The sequence below is a fragment of the Streptomyces sp. RB17 genome (genome assembly GCF_009604455.1).
In the GTDB taxonomy this organism is placed as follows: domain Bacteria; phylum Actinomycetota; class Actinomycetes; order Streptomycetales; family Streptomycetaceae; genus Streptomyces.
Genome location: NZ_WEGL01000008.1, coordinates 442,215 through 461,460 on the forward strand (window position 1 = coordinate 442,215; position 19,246 = coordinate 461,460).

At 71.6% G+C, this 19,246-nt stretch carries 11 protein-coding genes; 4 read left to right on the forward strand and 7 right to left on the reverse strand.

Features of this window, described 5'->3' with window-relative positions; genetic code table 11:
* Nucleotides 1-34 precede the first annotated feature (34 nt).
* From fxsT to SRB17_RS33325, 3 genes are read right to left on the reverse strand one after another with little or no spacing between them, the layout of a single operon-like run.
* The gene (fxsT, locus tag SRB17_RS33315; RefSeq protein ID WP_323376602.1) at nucleotides 35-4,486 is read right to left on the reverse strand and encodes an FxSxx-COOH system tetratricopeptide repeat protein; all 4,452 of its coding nucleotides are present in this window, start codon (nucleotides 4,484-4,486) and stop codon (nucleotides 35-37) included.
* Nucleotides 4,479-5,603: an AAA family ATPase gene (locus tag SRB17_RS33320; protein ID WP_153543903.1), complete on the reverse strand. Its 1,125-nt coding sequence runs from the start codon at nucleotides 5,601-5,603 to the stop codon at nucleotides 4,479-4,481. The genes fxsT and SRB17_RS33320 overlap by 8 nt, the downstream gene beginning before the upstream one ends.
* Nucleotides 5,600-7,216: an effector-associated domain 2-containing protein gene (locus SRB17_RS33325; RefSeq protein WP_228396406.1), complete on the reverse strand. Its 1,617-nt coding sequence runs from the start codon at nucleotides 7,214-7,216 to the stop codon at nucleotides 5,600-5,602. The genes SRB17_RS33320 and SRB17_RS33325 overlap by 4 nt, the downstream gene beginning before the upstream one ends.
* A 189-nt stretch (nucleotides 7,217-7,405) precedes the next feature.
* Here SRB17_RS33325 and SRB17_RS33330 point away from each other — a divergent pair, with 189 nt between their 5' ends.
* A complete protein-coding gene (locus tag SRB17_RS33330; RefSeq protein ID WP_194294217.1) occupies nucleotides 7,406-8,314 on the forward strand; it encodes an S-4TM family putative pore-forming effector in 909 nt (302 codons plus the stop codon).
* Between the two features lie 21 nt (nucleotides 8,315-8,335).
* Here the strand turns inward: SRB17_RS33330 and SRB17_RS33335 are convergent, their stop codons facing one another.
* Nucleotides 8,336-9,493: a magnesium and cobalt transport protein CorA gene (locus SRB17_RS33335; RefSeq protein WP_153543907.1), complete on the reverse strand. Its 1,158-nt coding sequence runs from the start codon at nucleotides 9,491-9,493 to the stop codon at nucleotides 8,336-8,338.
* Nucleotides 9,494-9,630: 137 nt separating this feature from the next.
* Here SRB17_RS33335 and SRB17_RS33340 point away from each other — a divergent pair, with 137 nt between their 5' ends.
* Nucleotides 9,631-10,755 (forward strand): winged helix DNA-binding domain-containing protein, encoded by a 1,125-nt coding sequence (locus tag SRB17_RS33340; RefSeq protein ID WP_153543909.1) that lies wholly within the window; start codon nucleotides 9,631-9,633, stop codon nucleotides 10,753-10,755.
* 292 nt (nucleotides 10,756-11,047) lie between these two features.
* Here the strand turns inward: SRB17_RS33340 and SRB17_RS33345 are convergent, their stop codons facing one another.
* The 3 genes from SRB17_RS33345 to SRB17_RS33355 form a co-directional block, all read right to left on the reverse strand.
* A complete protein-coding gene (locus tag SRB17_RS33345; RefSeq protein ID WP_153543911.1) occupies nucleotides 11,048-11,839 on the reverse strand; it encodes a S1 family peptidase in 792 nt (263 codons plus the stop codon).
* Between the two features lie 203 nt (nucleotides 11,840-12,042).
* Nucleotides 12,043-14,862, reverse strand: coding sequence for an ATP-binding protein (locus SRB17_RS33350; protein ID WP_323376604.1), 2,820 nt, complete (start codon nucleotides 14,860-14,862; stop codon nucleotides 12,043-12,045).
* Between the two features lie 151 nt (nucleotides 14,863-15,013).
* A complete protein-coding gene (locus SRB17_RS33355; RefSeq protein WP_323376605.1) occupies nucleotides 15,014-15,844 on the reverse strand; it encodes a helix-turn-helix transcriptional regulator in 831 nt (276 codons plus the stop codon).
* A gap of 114 nt (nucleotides 15,845-15,958) precedes the next feature.
* Here SRB17_RS33355 and SRB17_RS33360 point away from each other — a divergent pair, with 114 nt between their 5' ends.
* Entirely contained in the window at nucleotides 15,959-17,632 is a 1,674-nt protein-coding gene (locus SRB17_RS33360; RefSeq protein ID WP_153543913.1) for an AMP-binding protein, read from the forward strand.
* Nucleotides 17,629-19,239 (forward strand): AMP-binding protein, encoded by a 1,611-nt coding sequence (locus SRB17_RS33365; RefSeq protein ID WP_323376606.1) that lies wholly within the window; start codon nucleotides 17,629-17,631, stop codon nucleotides 19,237-19,239. Before SRB17_RS33360 ends, SRB17_RS33365 begins: the two co-directional genes overlap by 4 nt.
* Nucleotides 19,240-19,246: the final 7 nt, after the last annotated feature.

Genomic DNA, 19,246 nt, shown 5'->3' on the forward strand with positions numbered 1-19,246 from the left:
GCGGCCGGGGTGCTGTGCCGTGCGCCCCGGGGGCTCAGGGCATGGGGTCGGCGTCGCAGTTGGAGCGGCGCCAGGCCTCCGCGTCCGTGCAGGCCGGGTGGGTGGCTCCGAGCTTGCCGCTCAGCCCCTCCACGGCGGCCGCGTGCATGGCCTCGGCCTCCTCGGTACGACGCAGCGCCCGCAGATCACTGGAGATGTTGTTCATCAGGGCGTATGCGGTGGGGTGCTGTTCGCCCAGGGTGGCCTTGACCCGCTCCAGGGTGCGCTGGTCCAGCTCCAGGGCGCCGGCGGCGTCTCCCTGCGCGTACCTGTCGCTGGCCAGGTTGGCCGAGCACACGAGCACCGTCGGGTGATCCTCGCCCAGGACCCGCACCGCGCGGTCGAGGGCGTTCTCGTTGAGGGCGCGGGCGTCCTCCACCTGGTTGACCAGCCGCAGGGTGATGGCGAGGTCGATGTCGGCGGCGACCGTGTCGGGGTGCTGCGAGCCGAAGACCTCCGCGTACAGATCGCGGGTCCGCTCTCCGAGTTTGAGCGCGTCGTCCAGGTTGTTGAGCTGCCTGAGGTCGATCGACAGACTGAGGGAGGCCACCAGGGAGTCCGGGCTGCGTTCGCCGTAGCGGTCGGTGAGCGCCTTGCTGGCCTGCAGACTGAGGTCGTAGGCCGCCCGGTGGTCGCCGGCCTTGCGCCGTGACACGGCCAGCCGGGCCAGGGCACGCAGGGTGTGCGGGTTCATCTCGCCGAACACGCTGCGGTACTTCTCGACGATCTCCTCGAACATGCGGGCGCCGAGCGCGTAGTCGCCCGCCTCCCGGCGGTCCAGCGCCAGACCCATCTCGGACAGGAGGGTGTCGTAGGCCTCCTCGCCGTAGATGAGGACGTTCCGGCGCCAGGTCTCCTCGTCCAGTTCGAGCGCCTCGCGGTAGTGACCGCAGGCGCGCAGGGCCACGGCGAGGTTGTGCGTGTGGTCGAGGGTGAGGGGGTCCTCCTCGCCATAGGCGCGTACGGCCCTCTCGTGCACCTCGCGGGCCATGTCCAGGGCGCCGCGGAAGTCACCGTGCGAACGGCGGTCGACCGCGACCTGGCCCATCGTGGACAGCAGCTCCTCCTCCGCGTCGGAGCCGAGGGCCTGCACGGCGGTCAGCATGCGCTGGTTCAGTTCGGCGGCCTCCCCGTACCGGCCCATCCGCCACAGGACGTACCACAGGCTGCGGCCCAGCAACAGGGTCTGCTGGTCGCCCTCCCCGTACTTCTCCCGCCACCGCTCGTACGCCCTCTGGCCGAACTCGCGGGCGCTCTCGTGGTCGCCCCAGTAGTAGAGGTAGTCGGCCGTGTTGATGATGAGCTGCCGGACGTTGCCGACCTCCGACTCGATCGCGCCGGACTCCACCACGTGCGGGTACAGGTCGCCGAAGCGGGCCCAGTGGTCGGGGTCCCGGGGGTCGCGGGGTGCGTTGGCCGCGAGGAGCAGATGGGCGCCGTTCCGCATGCGCTGCTGCTGTTCCTCCGTCATCCGGGCGATGAGCACCGCCTGCACCAGACGGTGCATCTGGATGCTGTTGTTGCGGTGGTCGATCTTGGCGAGCGAGTACCGGTTGATCTCCCGGATGGCCCGCGCCAGGCGCAGCGGGTCGGTCAGCGCCCGGTCCAGGTCGGGGGCGATGGGCTGGACCGGTGCCCCGGAGAACAGCGACCGCGCGATGGGCTCGGGAGCGAAGTACGCACAGATCTGCAGCAGTTGCAGGGCGGCCGGGTTCTTGCTGGCCAGATGGTCCAGCGAGACGTTCCAGGCCGTGGCGACGGTCTGCTCGTAGTGCGTGGGACGGGAAACTGTCATGAGTTCTGCACGTTTCTCTGCGAACAGCCGCAGGTACTCGGCGGCGGGCATACCGGTTTCGGCTCGCCAGGCCGATGCCTGCTCGACCGCGAGCGGCAGATCACCCAGGACATGGGCGAGCTGGTCGGCCTCGTCGTCGGACAGGTCGGGATTGCGGCGCCGGAGCAGCTGAATGCTCTCCGAGCGTTCGAAGACGTCGACTTCCAGCGGACGGGCCAGGGTGTTCCACTGCGGATTGCGTGACGTAATGATGATGGAGCCGCCGGAACTGGTCTCCGAGTTGCTCGGAAAGAATTCCTGGACAGCTTCCGGGCTCTCCGCATTGTCGAAGACCAGCAGCCACTTGCTGTAGGGGTTTCCGGTGCGCAGGGCCTCCAGCACGGCCGGGACCGCGGTGATCGCCTCGCTGCTGACGGGCAGATGCAGCCGGTGGGCCAGTTCGACCAGCGCCTGCGCGATCTGCGTGGGGCGTTCGGCGGGAATCCACCAGACAATGTCGTACTGGCTCGCCTGGCGATATACGTATTCCTGGGCGAGTTGGGATTTCCCGACGCCGCCGAGGCCGTGCAGGGCATGCGGAAGCACGGCGGTGGGACCGCCCTGCAGTTCCCTTTCCAGCCTCAGCAACAGGTCGTCCCGTCCGGTGAAGACGAGATTGCGCGGCGGCATGTTTCCCCACACCTGAGGGCGCACCGCGGAAACAGGCGCGGGGCGGCTCAGTGTGATTCCCTGCCGTGACCCAGTGTCGGGGTAAGCCGTGACCATGGTGGCGTCTCCTGGGGAGGTGCCAGTATCAGCGTGGCCGAGCTGCTCGGCCAGCACCGGTGCCTCGGAGGTGTTCGGTTCAGTCACTATGCCATAGCTTTCCGTGTGTGGCGCGATGGGTCGCTCGCCGCGTGTCGATTCGCTCATCTGCTGTGTTGATTCCTCGTGCGCCCGAATGAGTTGCCCGATGAATCGGGCCCGGCGCGCGTGGGCGCCGGAGAGCGATCGGAGAACCGCGCATTCGATCTCGCGAAGATGCCGGTTTTCTTCGGTGACCTTCGGTTTGGAGGCGGTTGCTCCATCCAGGTATGCCAGCATCTCCCGTGCGGCGGAGCTGTGCGGGGCGAGTAACTCCGCCACCACTTTTGTGGCCAGTTCGGTGGCGTGCCGGTTGCTTGCCGCCAGCACTTCCTCGCGGACACCCGGGTGAAAGGAGAAGAACCCGTCGGCGGCCGGGTCGGACGTCACCAGATCGCTCATGAGGAACTCGGCCAGGTGCTCCGGCCCGGTGCGTGGCAGGGTGCGCCGCTGCAGGGCCGTCATGAGCGGCAGGTCCAGCGGAGCGGTGGCGAGACGGGTGGCCAGTTGGAACGTGTCGGGAGAGGCCCAGACACGGAACAGGGCGACGCGTTCCGCCGCGGTCTTCTCACGGGGTTGGCGCATGGACAGGGACGCGGCCGGCCGGCGTGGCGTACGGGGCAGGACCAGGGCCGCCACCTCGGTCCAGCGCGGCCCCACCCCGGTCAGGAACGTGGTCCAGGGCAGCAGCCACTCCTCGGACAGCTCCAGGACGGGGACGGCGGTGTCCGTGCGGTGTGCCGGCTTCCCGCCCGACGGCTCGGCGTGCTCCCACGACCCGGGGCCCGGCCGGTCGCCGGAGGCGTGCAGCCGGACGCGTTCCAGCCGGTGCAGCGCGGTGCGGTACCACAGGTGTTGGGGCAGTACGTTCAGGACGGCGGTCGGCTGCCCGCGGCCCCAGGAGGCCAGCTGTGCCTGCACGGCACCGGACTGCCAGGCCGGGGCCAGCCCGTCGGTGACGACGAGGACGAGCGTGCGTCCGGTGGGATCCACCAGCCGTCCGGGTGAGATGCCGTGCGTCGTACCCGGCCAGTGGACGGACACCGTCTCCGGCCGGCTGGTGTCGAGATGGAGCAGCCGGAAGTCGCCGAAGCCGCCGTACTGCCGGAACAGGCGTGCGGCGTGTTCGGTGAGGTCGCGCCACACGGCCATGCGCGGTGCGACGTCCAGGAGCAGCACCGCGTGCCAGCGGGGGCCCGGTCCCGGGCGCAGGGCGGGAGGCAGTCCGGGGTCCACCGCCAGGCGTTCGGCCGTGGCGTCCGTGTCGACCTGCGGTGCCCGAGGGGTCGGGGCCGGCCGGCGCAGTGGCCGCAGGGCGCGCGCGAGGTGGGGGAGCGGAGGGTCGGGGGGCGGGCGCAGGGCGCGGACCGGCTGGACGGTGCCCGTGTCGCCGGGTGCGAAGAGGTCGTCCGTGAGCGCGAGGAGCGAGGACGGATCCGCCTCGGTGTGCCGGCGGTCGCCGTTGGCGCGGCCGCGCAAGGCGTCCTCCGTGCGCGTGCTGCCCTCGCCCGGCGGGGCGAGGGGCTCGCGGTCCGCCGGCCACCGCGGGAACCGGCGCGGTGGCGCCTGCTGCTCGGCAGGGGCCGGGACGGGGGGCGGGCCGGCCGGGGGTGCGTGTGCGGGCAGGTCTGTGCGGCCGTCCCCGTCGGCCGCGATCTCCGGGTGGTACGCGGCGAGCCACAGGGCGTCCGCGATCTCCCGTGGGTGCAGTTCACCGATGGGCACAGCGGAGGCAGCGACGGCGGCGGACGCTCGACTCGGTCCGCCGGCCGCCGCGCGACCGTTGATCTTCGGCGGTTGGTCAGACACCCCAGTCCGCTCCGTCTCCGTTCAGCGGGTGCCAGATTGCTTCGAGGACGGCTCTCCACTCGGCGTGGTCTCCCTCACCGTAGGAGTAGGCACCTGAGGTGACCAGGTGTGCCGCATTGAGCAATTGGTCGGATGCCAGTCCGTCGACCTCAGCGCTGCGTGTCATGAACTCCTGGACGAGCCTTTCTTGCACGTCTCCCAACCCGCCCCCGAAGTGTGCGGCTACCAGCTCGCCCAGCGTCTCCGGTGTGGGGTCCGGTATATCAAGTCGCAGGCATCGGCGCATAAACGCCTCAGGGAACTCACGTTCACCATTGGACGTCATGATGACGATCGGGAATGATCGAGTTTTGACGATCCCGTCGTTGATTGTTGCGGTCCTGCCCGGGTCTGCCGTGTAAACGGTGACACTCCCCATCTGGCGCTTCACCCGAACGAGAGGCTGAACCGGGAACCAGCCGTCCTCGAACAGCGACAGAAGATCATTGGGAAGGTCGGCGTCGCCCTTGTCCAGTTCGTCGATCAGCAGGACGCGCGGCAGCCGGTGGGGCAATAGGGCGGTGCCCAGCGGACCGAGCTGGATGAAGTCGCCGATGTCCAGCGCGGACGCCGGCGGACCGTCGCCGGCGGCGTCCTGTCCCGACTCCCGCCCCTGGGCGGCGAACCACGCCTGTCCCGCCTGGGCCCGCCCCAGGACGTCGTACTCGAACAGCCCCGAACCCAGCGTCGTCCTGCTCGTGACCGGCCATTGGAGCACCCGTCCCAGGCCCAGTTCACGGGCGATGCGAAAGGCGAGCGCGGACTTGCCGACGCCGGGCCGGCCGGTCACCAGCAGCGGACGCCTGAGCAGGATGGCGGCGTTGACCAGCCGTACCTCGGCCGCCGACGGGCGCCGCGTCGCCGAGGCCGGTCCCAGACGCCGGTCCGCCTCGCCGTCCTCGGGGGGCGCGGGCTGCACCGGCCCTCCGTCGAAGGTCCGCCAGCGCGGGCCGGGCGGCCACGCGCGCTCCTCGTACGGCGTCTCGTCCGTGAACGCGGTACCGGTTCCCGTGTACGGCAGCCGGCCCGGAGGACGCCCGTCCGCCGACGGTAAGCCCGCCCGAGGTGATGCACTCATTCAATCCCCCCTATGAACGCGGCAGGCGCGCCGGCACCACCGTCCAGCAACTGCTCGGGGTCGTCCCAGACGACGCAGAGGTGCTGGGCCGAGGCCTGTGTCCGGCCGTCCGTACGCGTTGCGGAGTCGCTCTTCCACTGTCGGGCATGGAACGGAAGGCCTGCCAGACCGCCTTCGGCCAGGCCGTCCCGCACCATGCCATGGAACTGCTCGGACGTCGCTTCACGGTGGTGTATGAAGACAGGGATGCCCAGATCGATGGCCACGCGAACTTCTCCGAGGCCGACCGCCCGGCCTGCGGTCGGCGGCTCGCTGAGCACCATGGCGACGACGTCCTTCTTCGCACCGATCGCGGTGTCCAGACGTCCGAGATACTCCTTCACCGGATGCCCGGTCGGCTCGCACCAGTGCACGGTCTCCTCGTTCTCCGGCGCGTCCTTCCACCGCGCCCAGCGCAGCCGCCAGACCTGGTGGGCGTCCCGCCGGTGCAGGCGTTCCAGGCTGTGCAGCACGATCTCGGGATACCTGCTGAACAGCGGGTTGGGATAGCCGAGTGAGGGATCCCGGTCCCACCATTCCACCGGCTCGTTCAGCAACTCGGTCGGCAGGAAGAACTCCAGCACCACCTCCTGGGCGCGCGTGTGCCACAGGGAGGCCATGCGGGACAGCAGCCGTGCCACCGTGGCCGGCACCTGTGCGCGCGAGACCGGCTGCTGGGCCTCGCCCTCCTTCGCGTGGTGCAACTGCGGTGACTCCGCGTACTTCACGCGGGCGGACACCCAGTAGCGGCGCCCCCGGCGCGCCTGCCGCCGGCCCGTGCTCGGCAACGGGGTGAGGTCCGGTACGAGCTTGATGTACAGCCTGATCACCGGCCGTTCCGGCACGGCGGGCGGGTCGTCCGGCACGACGGCCGGGGCCTCGGGCTCCGCGACGGCGCGTTCCACCGAGGAGGGGGGCCCGTCGAGGAGGGACGCCCGCAGCGCCGCGAGGCCGTCCTCGCCGTCGGTCAGTTTCCACAGCTCGGCGAAGTGGTCGTTCCAGCCGTGCAACTCGCCGACGTGCGAGGCGAGATCGGTGTGCAGCGCCAGGTGCTCCAGCAGCACCATGCCCGGCGGCAGTACCGTGTCCGGTGTGGCCGCGAGGCCGGACAGATGCAGAAAGGCGTCCCAGGCCGTCGTGCAGTGCACGGGCAGACGCACCCGGCCGCCCATGATCCGCGCGACCGTCGCATGCACTTCCGGCAGATTGACGTCCAGCGCCTCGCGCAGTGCCGTCCAGTCCCTGCCCTCGTAGAACTGCAGCGCGTTGAACTCCTCCACGAGCGGCCGCAGGCGATGCTCCAGCGCGGGGGCGACGAGACAGGTCGCGTCCATGAGCACCGTCAGGCCGTCCGGCAGCTCCTCGCACACCCGCACCGCCTCGACGAACTCCTGCTGAGCGGTGGGGAACTCCGCCAGGACCTGACCTCGACCGCCCAGCAGCCGCGTCAGTTCGCGCCGCCACTGATGCCGGCCGCGCGTGTCCGTCAGCGCCGACGAATCCGCCAGAACACCCACGAACCCGCGCATGATCCGGCGATGCTGTTCCGTCTGGACAGCGAGTCCCCATGGCATGAGCGTCTCTCCCCCGTACGCAGCCCTACCTGGCGCCTCGGCCTCAACACCCGATCAGGGTATGGGGATTGGACGCAGAGCCAAACACGTTCGGCGAGATTCACGGGTAGGAACATGGTTTGGGGCGCCCCGCCGTGGTGTACGCCCGCATAGGGTGCTGCCCGTCCAGGGGCGAGCAGGGGGGATCACGTGAGTCGACGAGAGCCGGATCCGATCGTGCGACGGCAGAACGACGAGGACATGCTGACGGTCCTGCGGGCCGGGGAGTCCTCGCACGCCCGCGCCCGACGGCTCGCCTCCACCCATGTCGTGGTGTCCGCGGTCCTGGCCGCCGGAGCGGTTCTCGCGGTCGTGGTTCCGGCCCTGCGCACGGTCCTCACGGCAGCCGGCTTTCTGTGGGCGCTCGTGTACGCCGTCGGGGCGGGTTCGTGGACGCAGAGCGAGTTCCGTACGGCCGCACTGCTGCAGGAGACGTTCGACACCCGGCTGTACGCCATCCCGTGGAACGAGATGCTGGCCGGCAACGCCCCGTCGGCCGAGGAGATAAGCCGGCTGGCACGGCGCTACAAGGGGTCGGTGGAGCGGCTGCGGGACTACTACGAGATCCGTGACCTGCCGCGCCCCCTGGACGTACTGTCCTGCATCCTGCAGAACCTGGCGTGGGGCGCCCGCATCCGCCGGCGCTACGCCGCCGCCGTCCAGGCCGGTGTGATCGGCTGGGTCGCCGTCGGGGTGGCCGTGGGCGTCGGCACCCGGATGACCCTCGCCTCTCTGCTCACGACGTGGTTCGTGCCCTCGCTCGGGCTGCTGCTGCTCGGAGTCGACATCGTGCGTGCCCAGCGCGAGACCGCCGCGGCGCGCGAGCACGCGCGGCAGGTGATCCTGCGGGAGATGAGGGAGCACGCCCGCTCGGGGATGCCCGCGGACCGCGTCCCGGACCTGCTGGTGCTGGCCCGGCAGGCCCAGGACGTGCTGCTGCGCACCCGGCTGGCCCATGCCCGGGTGCCCAACTGGTTCTTCAGGAGGTTCCTGGACAGCGACCGGGCCGACTTCGCCGCCGCCATGGACGAGGTCGGCAGCTGGCTTCCGCAGACCTGAGACCGGCCTCGGCGACGCGGCTCAGAGCCAGTCCCGCTTCTTGAACACCACGTACAGCGTCAGACACACCACGCCCATCAGCCCGATCGCGAACGGGTAGCCGAACAGCCAGTGCAGTTCCGGCATGTGGTCGAAGTTCATGCCGTAGATCGTGCCGACGAGCGTGGGCGCGAACAGGATGGCCGCCCACGACGAGATCTTCTTGACCTCCTCGTTCTGTTCGAAGCCCGCCTCCGCCAGGGCCCGCATCTCCGCGTTCTGCTGCTGGGTGACCAGGGTGGCGTTGACCGTGAGGATCTCGGAGAGGGCCTGGCGGAAGCCGTCGACGCGTTCGCTGATGTGGGTGACATGGTCGGCGACGTCCCGCAGATAGCGCTGGAGCTCCTCGTCCGTCTCGTACTTGGCGAAGCCCGCCATCAGCCCGTGCAGCATGCCGACCAGCGGGCGGGTGGCGCGCTGGAACTCCACCATTTCGCGGGAGAGTTCGTAGATGCGGCGGGAGACCTCGGGGTCGCCGCGGAACACCTCGGTCTCGATCTCGTCGATGTCGTTCTGGACCCCGGAGACCACCGGGGCGTAGCCGTCGACGACGGCGTCCAGGATCGCGTACAGGACCGCTTCCGGGCCGAGCTTGAGCAGGTCCGGGGTGTCCTCCATGCGGCGGCGGACCGCCGACAGGTCCGGCGCCGCGCCGTGCCGGACCGTGAGGACGAAGTCCGGGCCGACGAACACGTGCAGCTCGCCGAAGTCGACCTCCTCCGGCGCGTCCAGATAGCGGGCGGCGCGCAGCACCACGAACAGTGTCTCGCCGTACCGCTCCAGCTTGGGCCGCTGGTGGGCCTCCATCGCGTCCTCGACCGCGAGCGGGTGCAGGCCGAACTCTGCGGCCAGCGAGTGCAGATCGGCCCCGGTGGGCCGGGCCAGGCCGATCCAGGCCATGCCCGAGGGCTGTTCGCGCAGCTCGCGGTAGGTCTCGGCGAGCGTGGCGGGGGAGGAGACGCGGACGCCGTCGCGGTACAGCGCCGCCTGGACGATGCTCGCCGGCTCGGCGCCGGCCGGCGTGCCGGGGACGGGCGCGGGCGCCTCGGCGGGGGACGCGGACTGGGGCTGGGGGGCGCGGCGCCAGACGGACCTGCGCCCGCCGTTCCCGCCGTTCCTGCCGTTCTCTCGCTCGGACATCGGCCGCCTCGCAGGAACCCGGGGGGACAGGAGGAGAAGGATATCGGCGGGGGTGCCGTGAGCGGCGTGCGCCGCGGTGCAGGGTTGGGTGAGAGTCGAGGACAGAGGGTGTCCGCGATCCCGGTTAGCGTGCGGTCATGACGAAGAGCAGTGCGACGAAGAGCAGTGAGACGAAGGCCCCCCTCCTGGACGTCCGTGCCCTCAACCGCGCCACGCTGGCACGCCAGTTGCTGCTGCGCCGCTCGGCGCTGTCCCCGGCGGCCGCCGTGGCGCATCTGCTCGGTCTCCAGGCGCAGAACGTCAGACCGCCGTACTACGCCCTCGCCTCCCGCCTCGACGGCTTCGCACCGCAGCAGCTGTCCACGCTCATGGCCGATCGCGAGGTCGCGCGGATCGTCACCCTGCGCTCCACCCTGCACACCCACACCGCCGAGGACTGCCTCACCCTGCGGCCCCTCGTCCAGCCGGCCCGGGACCGCGAGCTGGGGCAGTTCCGCACCGGCCTGGCCGGCGTCGACCTGGACGTCCTGGCCGGTCTCGCCCGCGAGCTGGTCGAGGCCGAGCCGCGCACGATGGCCCAGCTGCGGCAGGCGCTGAGCGCCCGGTGGCCGGACGCCGACCCGCGGGCCCTCGCCATCGCCGCCCGCTGCACGCTGCCGCTGGTCCAGGTCACCCCGCGCGGACTGTGGGGCCGCAGCGGCCAGGTCGCCCTCACCACCGCCGAACACTGGCTGGGCCGCCCGGCCGGACCGGCCCCCGAGCCGGACGCCGTGGTCCTGCGCTATCTCGCCGCCTTCGGCCCGGCGTCCGTGAAGGACATGCAGACCTGGGCCGGGCTCACCCGCCTGAGAGACGCCTTCGAACGGCTGCGCCCCCGGCTGCTCACCTTCCGGGACGCGAACGGGACCGAGCTCTTCGACCTCCCCGACGCCCCACGCCCCGACCCGGACACCCCGGCCCCGCCCCGCTTCCTGCCCGAGTTCGACAACCTCCTGCTCTCCCACGCCGACCGCGGCCGCGTCGTACCCGCCGAGCACCGGGGCCGCCACTGGCAGGGCAACCAGGCCTACCGCACCCTCCTGGTGGACGGTTTCCTGGCGGGCCTGTGGAAGCTGGAGGCGGACGCCCTGGTCATCGAGTCCTTCACCGAGCTCAGCAGAACCCAGCGGGACGAGGTCACCGCGGAGGGGGAGCGGATGCTGCGCGTCCTGCACCCGGAGACGTCGTACGACATCCGCTTCGGGACGGTCGTACGGCCCTGAGCCTCACCCTCCACAGTCGCCCTCCACCCTCGGCCCATGGCACTCCGCCGGCCCAGCCATTTCGTCGCCGTCGCCGAGGAGTTGCAGCGCCCGACGTCGAGCTCAAGCGGCAGCGGACTGCTGGGGCGCGGCCGGGAAGCTCACGGCCGGCAAGTGGCCCCCGTGTTCCACGGGGGCGAACGTGGAGAGGGGGGCGTTGCGGGCCGCTCGTGGTGGCTCGCAACGCCCCCCTGGCATCTACCTGAGGGGTGCTCAGGTGTCCCTCTTCCGGGTTACGCGTCGACCTGCGCGGTCACGAGTTGACCTGCGCGGTCACGAGGTCCGAGAAGGTGGTCAGCCGGGTGTAGACACCCGGGTAACCGGCCTCCGCGCACCCCTCGCCCCAGGAAGTGATCCCTGCCAGGACGCCCCCGATGAGCAGGGGACCGCCGCTGTCGCCCTGGCAGGTGTCTACGCCGCCGGAGGAGTATCCGGCGCACACCATGTCGGACTGGACGAAGTCCGAACCGTAGGAGCTCTTGCAGCTGGAGTCGGACACGACCGGGACGGTCGCGGTCCGCAGCTGGTTGGAGGAGCTGCCGTTCTCCGAGGTGGTCCCCCAGCCGAGGATCCGGGCCGTGGCGCCGGCCGCGTACACACTCGTCTGGGAGGAGGAGACGTACGACACCGGCTTGTACGGCATCGACGTCGCCAGGGTCAGCACGGCCACGTCGTCGCCGTTGGTGGCGTCCGTGTAGCCCGGGTTGACCCAGATCTTGCTGACCTTGCCCACCGTGCCGTCGGTGCCGTTGAGAAAGGTGCGGCCGCCGACCACACGGACGTTGTCCGCCGACTCGCCCGCCATGCAGTGCGCGGCCGTCACGACCTTGTCGGCGGCCACCAGGGTGCCACCGCAGAACTGGCTGCCGGACGCGTCGGTGATCTGCATGACGAACGGGTAGGCGGCCGTCGTGGTGGTCGTACCGCCGACGATGGGCTGCGGGGCGGCGCTCGCCGTGGGGGAGGCGAGCAGCGCGGTCGCCGCGGCTGCGGCACAGGCCACCACGGTCGCGGCGGTCTGTCTTGCACGTCTGGGCCCGAACATGAGTCTCCTCAGTGGGGGGTTGCACCGGTGGGGGATCGCACGGGTGGATGGAGCACGGGGGTCGCGGGACCGACCCCCGTATGCCCGGGCGAGCGGCACGCCCATTACGCTAGGACCGGAACCCTCGGCTCCCAATGAGGGAACCCCCTAGGGGGTCGGGTGAGGGAAAACCCTCGGTCCGGTTCAGTTAACTCGCGCCACGCTCAGCGTGCGCGCTTACCCGCGGCCAATCGGACGATGTCCACCCGCGACCGGATCCCCAGCTTGCGGTAGACCCGGGTCAGGGTCGCCTCCACCGTCTTGACGCTGATGAACAGCCGGGCGGCGATCTCCCGGTTGGTGGCGCCCTCCATGACCAGCGCGGCGACCTGACGCTCCATCGCGGCCAGCACGTCCAGCGCGTCCAGGGCGCCCGGCACGGTGCGCGCGGGTTCCGGTTCGGGGGTGGTGAGGGATTCGTCCACCTGGCGCAGCCAGGGCAGCGCCCTGCAGCGGCGGAACATCCGGGTGGCCTCGTCGTACGCCGGAGAACCGGGGCGCCTGCCGCGCAGCCGGGCGAGCGCGAACGCGGCCCGGGCCTCCTCCAGTCCGTAGCCGAGCTTGCCGAGCCGGTCCTGAGCGGACGTCAGCTGGGCTACCGCGGCCTCCAGCTCGCCGTGGGCGGCCCGCACCAGGGCCTGGGAGCGGTCCAGGACGGCGAGGACGCTCTCCCGGCCGAGCCGCAGGGCGTGCTCGCGGCTCGCGTCGATGACGTCCTGCGCCTCGGCCGGTTCACCGATCCGGACCAGCGCCTCGGCGAGGTCGCCCTGCCAGCGGCCGCGCGCCGGGTCGGTGATGCCGAGCCCCAGTTCCAGGGTCCGCACCCGGCGCAGCGAACGGACCGTGCCCGCCGGGTCCCCGGCCACCAGCTGGGCGTACCCGAGCGCGCCCAGCGCCCGGGAGAGGTACATCTGGTCGCCGTCCTCCTCGGCGTGTTCGACCGCCTCCCGGGCGAGGCCGAGGGCCCGGTCCACGTCCCCGCCGGAGGCCTCGGCGAGCGAGGTGAGCATCGCCGAGGCGGTCTCGCCGATCCCGGAGTCGCGGGCCAGGCGCAGGCTCTCGCGGGCCAGCTCCAGGGCGCGGCCGCAGTGCCCGGCACGCAGCTCGGTCTCGGCGAGGCCGCGCAGGAAGTGGACCTCGCTCTCCACCGAGCCGCGCCGGCGCACCTCGCGCAGCAGCGCGGTGACCGTCGCCCGGGCCTCGGTCAGCTGGTCGCTCATCACCAGCCAGCGGAACCGGGCGCTGCCCGCCCCGTTGTGGTGCCAGGCCACCCGGGGGTCCTGAGGCTCCTTCAGGGCGCGTTGGATGGTCCGGGGCGCCTCCGGGTGGCCCATCAGGGTCTCGGTCTGGGCCTGGAAGGCGAGGGAGAGCAGTTCGGTGCGCCGGTCCTTGCCGCGCGCGGCCAGCTCGGCGGCGTGCGCGGCCGCCTCGCGGGCCTCGGTGAAGTCGCCCTCCACGATCAGGGCGCGCCAGGCCAGCTGGTAGTGCACCAGGGCCAGCAGCCGCGGGTCGTCGCCGGCGTCGGCGAGGGCCTGCGGGAAGAAGGCGTCGACCTCGGCCATGGTGTGGCCGGCGGTGTCGATGACGATGATCCAGGCCCGCACCCGTTCGGCGGGCACGCTCGCCCGGTTCAGCACCTCGCGGGCGATGTCCCGGGCCAGGTCGATCTCGCCCGCGGTGATCGCGTCCTCGGCGGCCTGCAGCCGGCGCTCCTCCGGGCCGGGTGTCCCGTCGGCGGGGGTGTGCCGGGCGGCGAGCAGACCCAGGTGGGCGGCGACCGAGGGGGCGCCGCGGTCCCGGGCGAGGGCGGCGGCCTCGGCGAGCCGGGCGGCGACGTCCGGGTCGGTGCCGGTGGTGGCGAGGGCCAGGTGCCGGGCCCGTTCGATCGGGTCGGAGGCGGCCGTGGACAGGGCCGCGTGCGCGGCGCGCCGCTCGTGCGCGGGTGCCTCCGCGTACAGCGCGGCGGATATCAGCGGGTGCGCGAACCGTACGGCGGGGGCGTCGGGCTCGGTGGCCAGCAGCCCGAGTTCGGCGGCCTGGGCGCACTCGGCCTCGGCGTTCTCCCGGCCGGCCGCGTGCAGCAGCGCCGGGCTGGGGCGGGCGCCGGCGCTGGCCACCAGCAGGGTGCGGCGGGCCTCGACCGACAGCATGTCCAGGCGGCTGAGCACCAGGGCGCGCAGGCTGGTCGGCACCGGCAGCGGCTCGCCCGGCCGGGGCGGGGTGGGGCTGTCGGCGAGGGCGCGGCCGAGTTCCAGGGCGAACAGCGGATTGCCGGCGGACGTGCGGTGTATCTCGCGGACGGTGGAGCGGGGGAGGCCGGCGTGGCCGCGGTGGTCGAGCAGCTGGGCGACCTGGGTGCGGGAGAGCGGTCCGAGCCGGACGGCGAGGGTGCCCGGCGGACAGGCGCGCAGATGCCGGTCGTACTCCTGGCTCTCCTGGCCCTCGGTGCGTACCGCGCACAGCAGTTGCACCGGGGTGCCCTCCAGGCGGCGGGCGGCGAAGCCGAGCAGTTCGGCGCTGGCCGGGTCCAGCCACTGCAGGTCGTCGGCGACGACGAGGACGCCGCCGTGCGCGGCCAGGGCGCGCAGCGCGGAGAGCACCGCGAGGCGCAGGGCGAGTCCGTCGCGCTGGAGGCTGGACTCGCCGCGGCCGGTGAGCGCCGATTCCAGGGCGGTGCGCTGGGCGAGGGGCAGCCGCGGGGCGACGTCGTCGAGGACCAGGCCGAAGAGGTCGGCGAGGGCCAGGAAGGGCAGATGCGATTCGGACTCGGTGGCGGAGCAGCGCAGGACGGTGCGGGCGGTGGCGCCGTATTCCTCGGCCAATGCCCGCAGGACGGTGGATTTCCCTATTCCGGCGGGACCGTGGAGCAGCACACTGCCGCCCGAGGCGAGTTGGTCACGGGCGCCGGCGCACAGGTCCTCGCGGCCGATGACCAGGTCGGGGCGGCACCTGGCAGGCTCCTGGAAGTCCCGTCGCACGGTCACCGCTCCCCTCGTGTGGCGTGTCCGGGCCAAATTCTAGGCAACGATCCCTGAAATTCGGACGGAAGCTGTGGTGAGGGAAATAACAAACGGTCAAGCATGAGGAAATTCAAGGCATCCTCGCTTGAATGGAAAGGTTTCGCCGCTGCCGCCGTCACGGCAGCAGCCCCGCCCTGCGGGCCGCGGTCACCGCCTCCCCTCGGGTGTGCGCGCCCAGCTTCCGCATCGCCGAGCGCAGATAGCCCTTCACCGTCTCCGCACGCAGTCCCAGCCGCTCGGCCACGGCCGCGTTGGTCGCCCCCGCCGCCACCCAGGACAGCACGTCCAGCTCGCGCGGCGCCAGGGTCACGCCCGCCTTCCGTGGCGGGGCCGTCAGCAGTCCGCAGGCCGCGAGCAGTTCGGCGCGCAGCTCAGGGTCGCTGATCCGGGGGGCCAGGGCACGCAGCGCCGCATGTGCCTCGCGCACCTGTTCCCAGGCGGCACCCTGGTCGCCGCCCGGGGGCTCCGGCCGGCCCGCCGCCAGCAGCCCCCGCACCTCGTCCCGCACCACCAGCGCCTGCTCCACGTCCCGGGCGACGGCCATGGCCGCGCCCAGCGTGCGGTCGCCGAGGGGCTGGGCCGAGCGCAGCGCGCCGTAGAGCACGCCGCGCACCCGGCGCCGTACCACCACCGGCACCGCGACGACCGAGCGGATGCCCTCCGCGGCCACCGGGACGTCGTACTCGTGGCTGATCTGCCGCGAGCTGGAGTAGTCCGTCACCGCGCACGGCCGGGCCAGCGCCACCGCCTTGCCGCCGAGCCCGTTGCCGGAGGTCACCGCGAGCGAGCGCAGGGCGGCCGTGGTCGTGCCGCTCAGCTCGCTGATCCGGATCTGCGGCCGGCCGGACTCGACCAGGCCGCCGAAGGCGACGGGAAGCCCCGTGGCACGCCGCAGGCGGACCAGTGCGCCACCGATCTCCACCGTCCCCGCCGCGTCTGCCGTCACGTGTCCGCCCCTTCTGCCGCCCCACCCCCGTTCGGGGGTAGTGAGACCCGCATCACGGATTAGACGATGCCAGAGAGCCGCCCGGCAATGGTCCGGAACAGCGAGGAGTGTGTGATGACGACGGTGACCGAGGTGTTCCGTGAGGCCCGGGACTTTCTGCTGGCGCACCGGGAGGACCGTGCCGCCGCCTACGACGGCTTCGCCTGGCCGCGGCCCGCGCACTTCAACTGGGCGCTGGACTGGTTCGACGTGATCGCCGCCGGCAACGACCGGACCGCGCTGCACATCGTCGAGGAGGACGGCGGCGAGACCCGGCTGTCCTTCGCCGAGATGTCCGAGCGCTCGAACCGGGTCGCCAACCGCCTGCGCGCGCGGGGCGTCGCCGCCGAGGACCGGATCCTGGTCATGCTCGGCAACCAGGCCGAGCTGTGGGAGACCGCCCTGGCGGCGATGAAGCTGCGCGCGGTGGTCATCCCGGCCACCCCGCTGCTCGGGCCCGCCGATCTGCGCGACCGGGTGGACCGGGGGCGGGTGAAGCACGTGATCGCACGGGCCGAGGACACCGCGAAGTTCGCCGAGGTGCCCGGGGACTACACGCGCATCTCGGTCGGTGGCCCGCCGCAGGAGGGCTGGCAGCCTTACGAGGACGCGTACACCGCCCCCGCGGAGTTCGCGCCCGACGGTCCCACCCTGGCCGACGACCCGCTGATGCTCTACTTCACCTCCGGTACGACCGCCCGCCCGAAGCTGGTCGAGCACAGCCACACCTCGTACCCGATCGGGCATCTGGCCACCATGTACTGGATCGGCCTGAAACCCGGTGACGTGCACCTGAACATCTCCTCGCCGGGCTGGGCCAAGCACGCCTGGTCCAATCTGTTCGCGCCGTGGAACGCCGAGGCGACCGTCTTCCTCTTCAACTACACCCGGTTCGACCCGGCCCGGCTGATGGCCGAGATGGACCGGGCCCACGTCACCACCTTCTGCGCCCCGCCGACCGTGTGGCGCATGCTCATCCAGGCCGACCTGGGCCTGCTCGCCACCCCGCCCCGCGAGGTGGTGGCCGCGGGCGAGCCGCTCAACCCCGAGGTCATCGAACAGGTCCGGCAGGCCTGGGGCGTGACCGTCCGGGACGGCTTCGGGCAGACCGAGACGGCCGTGCAGGTCTCCAACAGTCCCGGCCAGCTGCTGAAGACCGGCTCCATGGGCCGCCCGAGCCCCGGCTACAAGGTGGAGCTGCTCGACCCGGTCTCCGGCGCGCCCGGCGTCACCGAGGGCGAGATCGCCCTCGATCTGTCCGAGCGGCCGGTCGGTCTGATGACCGGCTACCACGGCGACCCGGACCGTACGGCCGAGGCCATGGCGGGCGGCTACTACCGCACCGGGGACATCGCCTCCCGCGACGAGGACGGCTATCTGACGTACATCGGCCGTGCGGACGACGTGTTCAAGGCCTCCGACTACAAGATCAGCCCGTTCGAGCTGGAGAGCGCGCTGCTGGAGCACGAGGCGGTCGCCGAGGCCGCCGTGGTGCCCGCACCGGACGAGCTGCGGCTCGCGGTGCCGAAGGCGTACGTCGTCCTCGCCGAGGGTTTCGAGCCGGGACCGGACACCGCGAAGGTCGTCTTCGAGCACTCCCGCCAGGTGCTCGCCCCGTACAAGCGCATCCGCCGGCTGGAGTTCGGCGCGCTGCCCAAGACCGTCTCCGGCAAGATCCGCCGGATCGAGCTGCGCGAGGCCACGGCCCAGGGCTCCGCGAACGAGTACCGCGAGGAGGACTTCCGGTGAGCGCAGAGCTGTCGTACACGCACGGAACCGGTTCCACCGCCCTGCTCGGCGACACCATCGGCGCCAACCTGGACCGGGCCGTGGCCGCCTGGCCGGACCGCGAGGCGCTGGTCGACGTGCCGTCCGGGCGGCGCTGGACATATGCCGAATTCGGCGCCGACGTCGAGCGGCTGGCGTACGCGCTGCTCGGCAGCGGAGTCGCCAAGGGCGACCGGGTGGGCATCTGGGCGGTCAACTGCCCGGAGTGGGTCCTGGTCCAGTACGCCACCGCCCGCATCGGCGCGATCATGGTGAACATCAACCCGGCCTACCGCACCCACGAGGTGGAGTACGTCCTCAACCAGGCCGGGATATCCCTGCTGTTCGCCTCCCTCAGCCACAGGAGCAGCGACTACCGCGCGATGGTCGAGCAGGTGCGCGGCAGGTGCCCGCGGTTGCGGGAGACGGTCTACATCGGGGACCCGACCTGGGACGCGCTGTTGCGGCGGGGGACGCCCGATCTGTACGAGGACTTCTGGGAACGCGGGAGCGAACTGTCCTGCGACGACCCCATCAACATCCAGTACACCTCGGGCACCACAGGTTTCCCGAAGGGTGCGACGCTGTCCCACCACAACATCCTCAACAACGGCTACTCCGTGGGGGAGTCGATCGCCTACAGCGAGCAGGACCGGATCTGCATCCCGGTGCCCTTCTACCACTGCTTCGGCATGGTGATGGGCAACCTGGCCGCCACCTCGCACGGCGCCTGCATGGTCATCCCGGCCCCCTCCTTCGACCCGAAGTCGACCCTGGAGGCCGTCCAGCAGGAGCGCTGCACGTCCCTCTACGGCGTCCCGACCATGTTCATCGCCGAACTGAACCTCCCCGACTTCGCCACGTACGACCTCTCGACCCTGCGCACCGGCATCATGGCGGGTTCGCCGTGCCCGGTGGAGGTGATGAAGCGGGTCGTGGCCGAGATGCACATGGCGGAGGTGTCCATCTGCTACGGCATGACCGAGACCTCCCCGGTGTCGCTCCAGACCCGCCGGGACGACGACCTGGAGCACCGCACGGGCACCGTCGGCCGCGTGCTGCCGCACCTGGAGGTCAAGGTCGTCGACCCGGCCACCGGCGTCACCCGACCCCGCGGCGCGGCAGGTGAGTTGTGCACCCGCGGCTACAGCGTGATGCTCGGCTACTGGAACGAGCCGGAGAAGACGGCCGAGGCCGTGGACGCGGGCCGCTGGATGCACACCGGGGACCTGGCGGTGATGCGCGAGGACGGGTACGTCGAGATCGTCGGCCGGATCAAGGACATGATCATCCGGGGCGGCGAGAACATCTACCCGCGCGAGATCGAGGAGTTCCTCTACGCCCACCCGAAGATCAGGGACGTCCAGGTCGTCGGGGTACCGCACGAGACGTACGGCGAGGAGGTGCTGGCCTGTGTGATCCCGCACGACGCGGCCGCCCCGCTCACCCTGGAGGAACTGCGCGCCTTCTGCCAGGACCGGCTCGCGCACTACAAGATCCCCAGCAGGCTGCAGATCCTCGACTCCTTCCCGATGACGGTGTCCGGAAAGGTGCGCAAGGTCGAGCTGCGCGAGACGTACGGGGGGTGAGCCCGAC